The following is a 12668-nucleotide window of genomic DNA, read 5'->3' as shown; positions in this document are numbered from 1 at the left end:
GGTGAATCACAGGGCGATCCAAAACGATACCCTAAAGAAATCAAATATGAGTCAGGGCATCCCAGAGTTGGTATAAGTTTCGATCCCATTCATTTTTGTAGTCCCGATCAGAGAAGCAAATCACAGCCCGCCGATCCCCCGTCCTGATAAAACGCACTGCCAGCCATCCCCTCCCCTCGCATTTTCCTCCCGGCTGAGGCAGCATGCACCCCCATGAAAAGTGATATTTTTCCCGACCTGACCTCCTCCGCCCTGCCCCTGATCCGCAGGCTCGATCCGGAGCAGGCCCATCATCTGGTGATTGAGGCCCTGGCCGCCGGTCTGTCCGTCCCATGGAAGCGGGAGCGTGACGATCCCGCTCTGGCAACGCGCACGATGGGGCTCCGCTTTCCGAACCCGATCGGCATGGCGGCCGGGTTTGATAAAAACGCACGGGTAGTCCGCTCCCTCGCCCGGCTGGGCTTCGGTTTTGTGGAAGCCGGGACTGTCACGCCCCGTCCTCAGGCCGGCAATCCGAAACCCCGGCTGTTCCGCCTGGACGAGGACCGCGCGATCATAAACCGCATGGGCTTTAACAATGACGGGATCGACCGTTTTGCAGTCCGCCTGGCCCGGCTGAACCGTGGTCTGCCATCGGGCCGTGAGTCCGGAGCCGGTGTGCCTGTGGGTGCGAATATCGGGATCAACAAGGAAGGTGCCGATCCTGAGCGGGATTATCCGGAACTGGTCGCGCGCGTCCGCCCCTATGCGGATTATATCGTCCTCAATCTGTCCTCCCCCAACACGCCGGGGCTGAGGCAGCTTCAGAACGCACAGCGTCTGCGCGGTCTGCTGGAGGCCATCCGCGCACGACACAGCGAACACCCCCCGCTTCTGATCAAGCTCGCACCGGATCTTACGGATGAGGACATCCCCGAAACAGTGCGTGCAGCAATCGACGGCGGTGCCTCCGGCCTGATCGTCACGAACACAACCATCACCCGGCCTGCCGGTCTCCGCAGCCCGTATGCTTCCGAAACCGGAGGACTGTCCGGCCGCCCTCTGCGCGCGCGCTCCTCGGAAATCCTTCGGAACGTCGCTGTGGAATCCGGAGGGCAGCTTTCCCTGATCGCCTGCGGCGGGATCGAGAGCGGTGCGGATATTCTGGAGCGGATCCGCAACGGAGCGGATCTCGTGCAGATCTATACCTCCTTCGTGTTCGAGGGCCCCGCCATCCTCCGCCGCCTGAAAACCGAACTGCTGAGCCTCCTGCGACAGCAGGGAGCCGAAACCCTGGCCGATATCAGGGGAACCGCACGGTGAGCAGCATGCAGGTTCTTCAGGGGCTCGAACCGCTGTCCGGACGGTATCAGGGCTATATCGTGGATCTGTGGGGAACCGTGCATGATGGCATCACGGTTTTTCCCGGCGCGGCCGATTGTCTGGCACGCCTCCGCAAAGCCGGAAAGCGCATCGTATTCCTCTCGAATGCCCCGCGCCCCGCGGCAGTCGTGCATGAGCAGCTGCGCGCTTTCGGTATCGCGGACGAATGGCATGACGGCGTGGTGACCAGCGGAGAAGTCACCCGGCAGCTTCTCCTGCGTCGGGGGGATGCAGAAATCCAGGCGCGTTTCCCGTGGCTCGGCACATCCGGCACGAAAGTCCTGCATATCGGCGGAGATCACGATCTGCCCCTCTATGAAGGTCTGGATCTGATCCTGACAGATCGCCCCGAAGAGGCCCGGTTCATCATGAATACCGGCCCGGATGACCGGCGCGGAAAGAACGATCCCGCACCCTACACCGCATTACTGGAGCAGGCAGCCGCTCTGAAGCTGCCGATGATCTGCGCCAATCCGGATATGGAAGTTGTCAAGGGCGGCGTCCGCCTGATCTGCGCGGGCCTGCTCGCAAGCATCTATGAGCAGAAGGGCGGAGAGGTCCATCAGATCGGAAAACCATATCCTGAGGTCTATGCCCCGGTTTTCGAAAAACTCGGCCTTGCGCCCTCAGACTGCCTGGCCATCGGAGACGCTCTGGCCACCGATATCCGCGGCGCAAAGGCCGCAGGAGCAGACAGCCTGTGGGTGCTGGGCGGAATTCACGGAGAACACCTCGCCGATAATCCGCAACTGGCTCAGGCCGAGGCCGACGGGGCCGGGCTGTCTCCCGCGGCCACCGTTCCGATGTTTCGCTGGTGATGCACGGACGCTGCATTTTCATTATCCTTGCGGGGATCATGCTTTTCCCGATCCCGGCTCTGTGCGGAACCGGCAGCGGAAACAAGGCAGACCCGCACAGGGGCGGTACGCTGCGCCTCGTCGCGGCGTCCTCAGGCGGAACGCTGGACCCGCAGATCAACTACTCCGCCCAGTACATCAATCTTCTTGATGTCGTTTATGACGGTCTGCTGTCATTCAGAAAATCCCGTGGTCCGGACGGGAACGATGTGGTCGCCGATCTGGCGGAAACGGTCCCCGCTCCGGAAGACGGCGGCCTGACATGGACCTTCACTCTGCGTCCGGATCTCCGGTTTTCTGATGGCCGCCCGGTGACGGTTGATGATGTTGCAGCCTCGTTCCGGCGTATTTTTAAAGCCGGATCTCCGACGGCCGGAGCTTTCTATTCCGGAATCCGTGGCGCTGATCTGTGCATGCGTGATCCGTCCCGCTGCACACTGGCCGAAGGTGTGGTGACCGACAGACAGCGCAGGACCATAAGTTTCCATCTCCGCAGTCCTGATACGGAATTTCTCCAGAAAATTGCCTTCCCCCATGCCTGTATCCTGCCTGCGGACACACCGGATCACGATATGGGCAACACACCGATCCCCGGCACCGGCCCCTACAGGATCGTCTCCTACGATCCGGATCGCGGCATGCGCATGGAACGCAATCCCTGGTTTCATGTCTGGAATCTTCAAGCACAGCCCGAAGGATATCCGGATATCATCACCTACACATTCGGCGTCCCGAACGAGGCAGCTGTCACCGCCATCGAAAACGGACAGTACGATCTGTTCTACGATCCTGTCCCGCTGGACCGTATGGCCGAACTCGGCGCACGATTTGCGGACAGAACGCATATCGAGCCGCACCCCCAGGCGTTCTATGCCTTTATGAACGTCAATATCCCGCCTTTTAACAGCCAGGCCGCGCGTCAGGCCGTGAACTACGCCATGGATCGCAGGGCGATGGTGATCCTCTATGGCGGCCGGGCCATCGCCACCCCTCTATGCGACATGGTCCCGTCTTCCGTTAAAGGTCACGCTCCCGTCTGTATGTATTCCAGGGATGCACCTGCTCCGGAATGGAAAGCCCCGGATATGGCGCGTGCCCGGAAACTCGTGCAGAGCAGCGGAACGGTAGGGCAGGATGTGACGGTCGTGACCTCATCCGGCAGTGTCGAGACTGCAATGGGCAATCGCCTGCGGGACACGCTGCAGCAGCTGGGCTATCACGTCAGCCTGCGTACGCTCACTCCCGGAGTATTTTTCTCATATATCCAGAATTCATCGAACAGGATGCAGATCGCCATCAAATCCTGGGCGCATGACTATCCCTCTCCCTCCAATTTCCTCGATGCCCTGTTCGGCTGCGAGAATTTTCACCCGGGATCAGACAACTCCATCAATATGTCCGGCTTCTGCAATAAGGAGATCCAGGCCATCATGGACCGGGCGAAAACCAACACCGGGCTGACAGAAGACCAGCGTCTCGCTCTCTGGCAGGAAGCCGGACGCCGGATCATGGAACAGTCTCCTGCCGCGCCCATGATCGAGATGAACAGCGTGAAGATTCACTCCGCCCGGGTCAGGAATTATTTCTACACACCGCTCTACGAGATTCTGGTCTCGCAGATTCAGGTGCAGTAATCCTCACTCCGGCAGATCAATCGTCCCGGCTTCCAGCCCCATCGCCTGCCCCAGAGTGCTCAGGCGACGACGGACCGAATCCCCGCGCGCGGCAACACTCGCAGGTGTCAGCTTCAGGACAAGCTGCCCGTCCTGCCTGATGATCGCCGTATCCTTGAGCAGCTCTTCAGTTCCGCCGGAAATCGTATAGGCCAGCCTCAGGGCCAGCCCGAGAATTACGGCACGGGAAAAATCCTCAGTCCCCAGCAGATCACGTGCGGACTGCAGCCAGGGAGCATCCTTGCCCGCCTCATAACGAATAGCCGTCGTCAGTGCCAGAAAGGCACGGGCCTGATGCGAAAGTCCTGCCCCCTGAAGCCACAGAACGCGAATATAGCTCTGCTCGGCCCTGTATTCGGGATGGTCATGGCTGCCGGTGTCCGAAAGCCGGCAGGCCGTCTCACGCAGCCGCCTTTCCTCAGGCGTCTCATCCGGGAAAAGACCCGCTGTCCAGCGCACCAGCGCATCCGGAAGCGTGTCGCTCCGCCCGAGACGACGACACATCTCATCGGCAGTCACGAGCATCGGGTCCTGATCCTCACGCGATTTCGCCACGTTCAGAACGTACCAGCCCTCGCGCAGACCATCGACACAGAACACAACCCGGTCAGGCGAGACCTTCTTCAGAAGCCGCCGCAGCACCGTCGCCGCAAACGGAACGTCATCCAGACGCTTGCGCGGCGCTCCGGGCAGACGCTCCAGCGTCCGGCGCGGCGTCCTGATCAGCCAGGACGTCATGTCCAGTGCCTCTTCAGGCGTGAGCATATAATAATGCAGGATATTGAGCGGGTAGTTCGTCCGTGCGATCTGCAGACGTCCCAGCGCACGAAACGCGCCGCCGACAAGATAGAGCGTCTGCCCCTTCATCTCGGCAAGCCAGCCCACACCGCTCAGATCCTCATCGGCCAGAATCTTCGCGGCTGTCAGATTCCCGTCAGAGCGGTCCCGCAGACGGATGACACCAAGCTTCAGACTGCAGGCATCGGTGCGCGCCTCATCCTGCAGGCGGATCAGTTCAAGAGACCCGCCGCCGATATCGACCGCCAGCCCCCGGGCCTCGGGAATACCGCAGCGCACGCCGATGGCGGAGTGATCCGCCTCCTCCTCTCCCGAGAGAATCCGGATCGGCACATCGGGCATCCAGCGCCGGATCGACTCCACGAATTCCTTCCCGTTGGCCGCATCACGCACGGCCGCGGTCGCCAGAATCTCAAACGGTGCCGCATTCATGCTCCGGGCAATGGCGTTATAGCGGCTGAGCACCTCCATCGCCATTTCCACGCCGTCCTCGTTCAGACGACCGGTCTTCGTCAGACCCTGCCCCAGCCTGAGCACGGCCTTCTCATTGAAAATCGTCACCGGATTACGGGAAATTCCGTCAAAGACAACAAGACGTACCGAGTTCGATCCCAGATCCACGACAGCAGAGCGTGAAGAAGGAGCTGTCTCCATGAAGGACTCCGAAATGAGCCGCGGACATACCCGCGCAGAGGACTGAACCGGCTCCGTCATAGCCGAAGAGAAAGCATCCGGCCAGAAACAGATCGGACTTGAAAAGAAACCCGGTTTCCCGTATGGGACCCCTCTCGTTCACGCGTCCGGGCCTGTGGGGCATGCCCGGCCGTGCCGTCGGCTGCGGGAAACCGCAGCATACTGTCTGAGGAGACTGAAATGCCCAAAATGAAGACGAAGTCGTCGGTCAAGAAGCGGTTCAAGATCACCGCGACCGGCAAGGTGCTCTGCGGCCCTGGCAATAAACGCCACGGCCTGATCAACCGCCCGCAGAAGATGAAGCGTACCAACCGCGGCCCGCAGGTCATGACGGATATGGACGCCAAGACGGTCAAACAGTGGGCCCCCTACGGGCTGTCCTGAGGAGCATCTGAGATATGGCACGTGTAAAACGCGGCGTTACCAGCCACGCCCGCCACAAGAAAGTTCTCGAGCTCGCCAAGGGATACCGCGGCCGGTCCTCCACGAACTACCGCATCGCTCTTGAGCGCGTCGAGAAGGCTCTTCAGTACGCCTATCGCGATCGTCGCAACAAGAAGCGCGATTTCCGCTCCCTGTGGATTCAGCGTATCAACGCTGCCGTCCGCGAGCATGGCCTGACCTACAGCCGTTTCATCAACGGTCTGGACAAGGCCGGGATCGAGATCGATCGTAAGGTCCTCGCCGCAATCGCGTTCGATGATGCCGCCACCTTCGGTGAGATCGTGAAGAAAGCCCAGGCCGCTCTGAGCACCTGAGACCTTTTTCTCCGGTCAGCAGAAAAGCCGCCCTGTCCGCAGGGCGGCTTTTTTTATGCCTGCCTTGGGCCGGTAAGGGCGGTATATCGTGAAAATTCCCGCAGGAACTACACCGCAGACGGACTGACAGCATCCGCAGCACCAGGAAGCCACCCTCCCGCCAGCATCTGATCCTCGCGTTCAGATCATGGCCTCCGGACACATGCCTCACGACAGATAAAAACCAGCCGGACCAAAAATTCTGCGTATTACAGATTGATATTTCATCGGTTTATGACGTTAAGCCATCCGAACTGTCATACCGGCCCGATACCACGCCGGAAATTTTTGCCTGAAGGATCATATCCGATGAAACGCCCTCCGCTGTCCGAGCGCCATCCATGGGTAAAATATCTTTCACTGATCGGAATGGCTGCCGCCATTTATGCCGGAGCCGTCTGGATTTCCTGGTCACTGCTGGTAGCCCTGGCCTGGGGGATGGTGATCGCCATCGCCGTGCGCCCGATCCACCGGAAACTCGGCAACTTTATCGGTGCAAAACTTTCGGCCATCAGCCTCATCTCCATCACCTGTCTGTTTTTCGTCGCACTGACCGGCGTGGCCGGATATGGTGCTGTTACCGAGGTGAGTACCCTCGCGCAGCAGATCCGCAGCTTTACAAATACTCAGGACACATCGGGGCAGAAACAGGACACGGCTTCCGATCAGAATGCCGCGCTAGGCCAGAACAGCCAGGACCCCGCTCCGGCCGATACCTCTGATCAGAACGAAGCACAGGACACGGCACCGGCAGATCATCCGGCCGCAAAATCAGCTCCTGCTCTGCCCGACGCGATCTCTGAGCCGATGCACAAGGTCATCAGCCTGCTTCCTCCGAGCCTGGCCGCAAAGATCAATCCCGAACAGATTAAGGAGACGGCCATAAAGCAGGCCCGGTCCATGTCCAGGATTGCAGGCCTCGCTGCGCTGAAGGTCGTCAAAGAGATACCGCATCTGATGGAGACTTTCTTCATCGCCATGCTGACGGCGGCGTGCTGCCTTCTGTCCTATGACCGGGTCACCGCCTCCATGCGGAATGTCAGCATGGAGCTGACACAGAGAGACGATATTCTCCTGCACATCGTCCGCAGCGTCAGAGGAGCTGTCAACGGTCTCGTTCTGGTGGGCATCGGCGAGGCACTTGTCTGCTCTCCGCTCATCTTTGCAGCCGATGTCAGACACGCCGTCATCCTGACCTTCGTTCTGGCCATCGCCGCCTCCATCCCGTTCTGCGGCTATCCCGGCGCCATTCTCATCGGCGGTATCATCGCAGCCTCCGGCGCGCTGAATATGGGCCTCGCCGTGGCGGCCTTCGGTATTTTCGTCCTGTTCTGCGGCGAGCATTTCGTCAGGCCCAAATTCATCTCCGATGAAACCCGCCTCCCGTTCCTGCATACGATGGTGGCGATCCTGGGCGGACTGCATATGCTCGGCCTTGTCGGACTGTTCATCGGCCCGGCCATCCTTGCCGCCGCCTATATGCTCTGGTGCGAACTGGACGGCTCACGCGAAACCACAGAGACATCAGACCAGAATCTTCCGACCAGATAACCGGCAGAACAGTAAAGGCAGAGACGGGCTGAAATACCGTAAGAAAGACCGGCCCGTCTCTACACATCATAAGGCTGATTTTTAGCTTCCATTTGACATAGGAGTATACCTTCTTGACAAATATTACCCTCTGAACTAAAAATCTATTTTATTAGAAAAAATATGGAATAAAATTAGATAATATTTTAGAATATATAAAAAAATAAGAATTTTATTGACAAGTTATTTTATATGAAGAATATGTAAAAGAAAACTAAATAAAAATTTATCCTACATGAATCATATATTTTTATTTTTGAAAATGAATTATATTATCGTAAAAATACCTCATGGACAAAATGCACAAAAAAATTAATTAAAATAATATTTTTATATGTAATTTGATATATATTATTTTATATGAAATAATAAGAAATCTCAACCAATATAAAATTTACTACTCTCTTTTGAATTTCTCATTTTTATGCTTTTCTCCACCCCAATTCTCTTCATGTGGGCAGATATCCACGGATATCATGTAGATCATTTTGAAAATGCCCGTAAAGGCGGGTGGTATATCTTCAAGCGGAACGATCTGTGATCCGGAAAATCATTCCGGTTCAATACCACCCTGTTTCCTGACCAGGCCATAAATCCCTGAGAAATCCGGGTCTTCCCTGTAATCCGCCCTCAGCAGACTGAGCACGCAGCCAAGATAACTGCCGGGCGGGTACATGTCCGTTTTCCATGGCCGGTAAATAATCACCGCAGGTTTTAATCGCTGCAGATCTCTGCAGATATCCCGCTCCTCACCCGGGTAAGGCCTGCGGGCATAGATCGCATCCCATGGCAGATATTCGTAATAGCGATCCGGCGGCAGGCGATCTGCAGCAAGATAAACCTCCGGACGGAACGGTAGCGCCAGAATTCGCCCATCCGCCCCGGCCAGCTCCCGGATACGAACGAACTCCGGCCATTCCGCACGTCTGTAGGGACTGATCGGCGGCAGACTCATCATCTGCTTCCAAGACCAGCGGAACGGGGAAGATGGCGTGTGGCGCACCAGCACGTCTGCCCCCGCGAGCATCAGCACCAGTCCCGGAGCCGCGAGTAAAAAAGGCAGCCGATAACGTGTGATCAGCCGGATCGCCCCATCCGGCAGAACGAGTGAGACAAGCCCGATCACAGCCACGAGCTGCGCCCCGGCTTTGAACCCGGCATCCCCCCGGGCATTCAGCAGTTCTACAGCTGTAAACAGGCACAGCACTGCCAAAATCCGACTTCCCCGCCAGCCCGACCGGCGCATAAGCAGACCGCAGCACAATACCAGCGCAAGCTGCACAAACGTACCAATCCGTCTCTCCGGAAGAACAGAAGGCCACAACCCCCCCAAGAAACTCATCGGGCCGAAATGAATGAACGGCGCATAGACCGTCCGGTTGTAATAGATATGAAACGCGTGCCAGCCACGCAGGCTGCCATATTCCAGCATCCAGAGCAGCCCTGCGCCCAGGCACGCCACACCTCCGGCAAGACCGCACAGCAGCACCCTTCCACGAGATCCGGACGGCGTGCCCGCGACTATGGCAGCAGCAAAAAGAACGGCAGACGGACCATAGGAAAACGAGGCCAGCCCCAGACCCGCGGCGCAGAGCCCCGCAGAAAAAGCCTCCGCACGGGACGGCGCCTCCCTCCGGCCATATCCGCCATCCCGGAACACAGGCATACCGGCCGCCATCATGAGCACGGCGAGGAATCCGGCAACAGGATAATAGCTGAACAGATAAAGCCCCTGCATCAGCCAGAAAGAAGCCAGCAGACCGAAGAAAAGCGAAAGACCGCTGAGCACCGCCAGGAGACGCGGGCGAAGCTCCAGCGCAATCAGCGCCGCGCAAAGCATCGCCAGCCCTGCCATGACCAGCCGCACGCCGATCGGATGCATCCACCCTGCAACAGCTCCGTAAAGCCGTCCGATCATGAAAATCAGCGGACCGTGCTGATCAACGTAACTGCCGTAAAGCGTGCCGCCTCTGCCCAGGATCTGAGATCCCAGAATATGATCTGCCTCATCCGCAAACGTCATGCCCGACAGCCCGGACCGGATCATCAGACAGAACCGCACCAGACAGACCGCAAGGACAAGAGCCGCCGCGATACCCGCAGCAGAGAGGGAAAATCCGGAAGACCGCCTATTCTGCTCGAACGAGAACATGCGTCTTGCGCCCGGACGACAGCTTGATCGCACCTTCCGTCATATCCGCTGCCGAGACGATCTGATTTTCGTCCTTCACCACAACATCATTCACACGCGCACCGCCGCCACGGATCAGACGCCGTGCCTCGCCATTGCTGGCCGTCAGTCCCGCTTCAGCAAACAGACGGAAAACCGGCAGCCCCTCCGTCAGCAATGCACCGTCCACACGCCTCTCCGGCAGGGTCTCCGCACGGGCACCCTCCTCAAAAGTCCGGCGTGCAGCCTCAGCAGCCTCCTCGGCTGCCGCACGACCATGACAGAGCGTCGTTGCCTCCGTGGCGAGAATTTTCTTGGCCTCGTTGATCTCGGAACCCGGAAGAGACTCCAGACGCGCGCATTCCTCCAGAGGAAGATCGGTAAAGAGCCGCAGGAAGCGGCCCACATCCGCATCCTCGGTATTGCGCCAGTACTGCCAGTAATCAAACACCGGCAGCCGCTCCTTCGACAGCCAGACGGCACCCTGCGCCGTCTTGCCCATCTTCGCACCCGAAGCGGTGGTCAGCAGCGGCGCGGTCAGCCCCCATACCGATTTGCGGTCCATACGCCGGACCAGATCGATACCGGAGACGATATTGCCCCACTGATCCGACCCGCCAAGCTGGAGCGACACACCATAGCGGCGGCTCAGCTCCCTGAAATCATAGGACTGCAGGATGGAATAGTTGAATTCCAGAAACGTCAGACCCTGTTCACGCTCCAGCCGCGAACGGACAGAGTCGAACGACAGCATCCGGTTGACCGAGAAATGCACCCCGACCTCACGCAGCAGCCGGATATAGGACAGCGCGTCCAGCCACTCCGCGTTATTCGCCAGAACGGCATCGGACGGACCATCCCCGAATGTCATCATCTGCCGCAGGCATCTCTCAACGCCCAGCAGATTATGCGAGAGTGTCTCATCATTCATCAGCGCACGGGCTTCCTCCCTGAAGGACGGGTCCCCGATCTTCGCCGTGCCTCCCCCCATCAGCGCCACGGGACGATGACCGTGTTTCTGCAGGAGACGCAGGATCATCACCTGCATGACATGCCCGACATGCAGGCTGTCCGCCGTGGGATCAAACCCGATATAGCCCGAAACGGAACCGTTCAGCATCGCCTCATCAAGAGCCGCGCCATCAGTACACTGGAAAATATATCCGCGAGCCGCAGCCTCACGCATGAAGGGGCTCTTGTATTCCATCGTTGCGGCGTCGCTCTGGCTCATGATCTTCCTGGCTGTCCTTATCGTCCGGGCCGGACGCCTTCATAAACCCTGCAGCCGTGAAGGAAAAGCCGGTGCACCGCCCCGCAGGCAGCCTCAGCCGGGCCGTCCCTGATGACGGCGATAATCCTCCACAAGCAGCCCGATCAGGCACAGCCCGGCCGGCAGCAGGGCAAGCGCCACATCGGATGGCCCTGTAAGACCCGCCATAACCGAACAGACCAGAACGAATATCAGGAGAAAAAAGCGGTTATTCCCCTGCGTATCCCTGATTGTAAAGCAGAACAGAAGCACCGCAGCCGCCAGAAAACTTCCCGGCACCAGAAAGGCCGGAGAACCGTCTCCGGCCCCGCGCCCAACCGCAGCGGTCACCTGAGACAGGGTTTTCCCCCGCTCGTTCCAGCCTGCCATCTTCATGAGAAACAGCCACGGCAGCAGGAGGATTTCAAGAAACCATGCACCGAGGGAAAAGGCACCGCGCAGAAACAGCGGCATCAGGAGAACGGCTCCTGCCGCGGAAAACGACAGGAAAACAATAATACGTAAAAAGGACCGGGTGATCTGCCCTGACCGGAGCGACCTCAGTCTTTCCACCATTTCACCGGACGCTGGCCTTCCTCATCCGCGGTTTCCTCGGCTTCCTCACCGGCCAGAACATAACCCGGCCTGCGGGTGCTGCGGAGCGCCTCGAAGCTTTCACGGAACTCCTCAAGCGCACGGGCGTCGTTTTTCCGGGCTTCCTCAAGGTCCTTCAGACGCACGGCAGCGCGCAGCAGCTCGTCGCTTTTCACGGCCACTTCCCTGCGCATTTCCTCATTGAGGAGCTTTGCATGCGCCAGATGGGTTTCCAGCGTGCGCACCTGCGTGGTCAGTTCCTGAACCTGGCGGAGCGCGTCATCACGCTCGCGGCGCTCCTCCGCCATCTGGCGACGCAGACGCTCGGCATCACCCGATATTCCTCCGGAAACGGAACGCGTACCAGGCAGGGCAGCGTGTTCAACCTGAACATCTCCGTCCCTGACAAAGCGGCGCTTCCTGGCTGCGGCCTGGAAGTCCTGATGCGTATTATGGGACGGGCCATGTGGGACCCGGGGAGAAGGAGAGGATTTGCGGGCCGCATCCTGACGGGCCTGCCCGCCCATGCGCTCCAGCGCCTCACGCGCGGAACTGATATCAGCCTGGGCAACATCTTCAGAAGTGGTCTGATCACGTGTATCAGTAAAAGGACGCATGATTTCTTATATTACTCTCAGATAAAGAGGGGAGAAAACAGTATATGAATTTATGTAACATACCTGCCGGAACGGACGCGCTACCCCGCATCAATGCACGAAACCCGCAAAATCAGGACAGGATTTGTATGTGTTCCTTATAGCCGCCGGAACAGATGCAAGTCAAAGAAGATGATGGAAAATGACAGAGACTTACGGCGTGTCGTCAGTTAAGGGCTGCGCGTGTGCCGTGAGTGTTGTACTTTCCGGCTTCCTGTGCAGACTGTTT

The 12668-nt window shown here is 58.5% G+C and carries 11 protein-coding genes; 6 read left to right on the top strand and 5 right to left on the bottom strand.

The window, feature by feature from the left end; genetic code table 11:
* Positions 1 to 213: 213 nt before the first annotated feature.
* From LOC54_RS08860 to LOC54_RS08850, 3 genes are read left to right on the top strand one after another with little or no spacing between them, the layout of a single operon-like run.
* A complete protein-coding gene (locus tag LOC54_RS08860) occupies positions 214 to 1302 on the top strand; it encodes a quinone-dependent dihydroorotate dehydrogenase (protein WP_279313453.1) in 1089 nt (362 codons plus the stop codon).
* Between the two features lie 5 nt (positions 1303 to 1307).
* The gene (locus tag LOC54_RS08855) at positions 1308 to 2180 is read left to right on the top strand and encodes a TIGR01459 family HAD-type hydrolase (RefSeq protein WP_279313454.1); all 873 of its coding nucleotides are present in this window, start codon (positions 1308 to 1310) and stop codon (positions 2178 to 2180) included.
* A 38-nt stretch (positions 2181 to 2218) separates the two neighbouring features.
* Positions 2219 to 3853 carry an ABC transporter substrate-binding protein gene (locus LOC54_RS08850; RefSeq protein ID WP_279313452.1) on the top strand — a complete coding sequence of 545 codons (1635 nt, stop codon included), beginning with the start codon at positions 2219 to 2221 and terminating at the stop codon, positions 3851 to 3853.
* 3 nt (positions 3854 to 3856) lie between these two features.
* On the opposite strand, the gene LOC54_RS08845 is transcribed toward LOC54_RS08850, so the two are convergent.
* A complete protein-coding gene (locus LOC54_RS08845) occupies positions 3857 to 5344 on the bottom strand; it encodes a Ppx/GppA family phosphatase (RefSeq protein WP_279313451.1) in 1488 nt (495 codons plus the stop codon).
* Between the two features lie 219 nt (positions 5345 to 5563).
* Between LOC54_RS08845 and rpmI the strand changes: the two genes are divergently transcribed.
* From rpmI to LOC54_RS08830, 3 genes are all read left to right on the top strand, one after another.
* Positions 5564 to 5767: a 50S ribosomal protein L35 gene (gene rpmI / locus LOC54_RS08840; protein WP_279313450.1), complete on the top strand. Its 204-nt coding sequence runs from the start codon at positions 5564 to 5566 to the stop codon at positions 5765 to 5767.
* Between the two features lie 14 nt (positions 5768 to 5781).
* The gene (gene rplT / locus LOC54_RS08835) at positions 5782 to 6141 is read left to right on the top strand and encodes a 50S ribosomal protein L20 (protein ID WP_279313449.1); all 360 of its coding nucleotides are present in this window, start codon (positions 5782 to 5784) and stop codon (positions 6139 to 6141) included.
* Positions 6142 to 6489: 348 nt separating this feature from the next.
* Positions 6490 to 7731 carry an AI-2E family transporter gene (locus tag LOC54_RS08830; RefSeq protein ID WP_279313448.1) on the top strand — a complete coding sequence of 414 codons (1242 nt, stop codon included), beginning with the start codon at positions 6490 to 6492 and terminating at the stop codon, positions 7729 to 7731.
* Between the two features lie 589 nt (positions 7732 to 8320).
* Here LOC54_RS08830 and LOC54_RS08825 read toward each other — a convergent pair.
* The 4 genes from LOC54_RS08825 to LOC54_RS08810 all read right to left on the bottom strand — a co-directional run bounded on the left by LOC54_RS08825 (position 8321) and on the right by LOC54_RS08810 (position 12400).
* On the bottom strand, positions 8321 to 9955 hold the full coding sequence (locus tag LOC54_RS08825; RefSeq protein WP_279313447.1) for a hypothetical protein: 1635 nt from the start codon (positions 9953 to 9955) through the stop codon (positions 8321 to 8323).
* Positions 9900 to 11171 (bottom strand): tyrosine--tRNA ligase, encoded by a 1272-nt coding sequence (gene tyrS / locus LOC54_RS08820; RefSeq protein WP_279313446.1) that lies wholly within the window; start codon positions 11169 to 11171, stop codon positions 9900 to 9902. The genes LOC54_RS08825 and tyrS overlap by 56 nt, the downstream gene beginning before the upstream one ends.
* Positions 11172 to 11264: 93 nt before the next feature.
* The gene (locus LOC54_RS08815) at positions 11265 to 11663 is read right to left on the bottom strand and encodes a hypothetical protein (RefSeq protein WP_279313445.1); all 399 of its coding nucleotides are present in this window, start codon (positions 11661 to 11663) and stop codon (positions 11265 to 11267) included.
* A gap of 86 nt (positions 11664 to 11749) precedes the next feature.
* The gene (locus tag LOC54_RS08810; protein WP_279313444.1) at positions 11750 to 12400 is read right to left on the bottom strand and encodes a hypothetical protein; all 651 of its coding nucleotides are present in this window, start codon (positions 12398 to 12400) and stop codon (positions 11750 to 11752) included.
* Between the last annotated feature and the right edge of the window lie 268 nt (positions 12401 to 12668).

The sequence above is a fragment of the Acetobacter sp. AN02 genome (genome assembly GCF_029759835.1).
Classification (GTDB): Bacteria; Pseudomonadota; Alphaproteobacteria; order Acetobacterales; family Acetobacteraceae; genus Acetobacter.
This window is presented reverse-complemented; position numbering and strand designations above follow the sequence as displayed.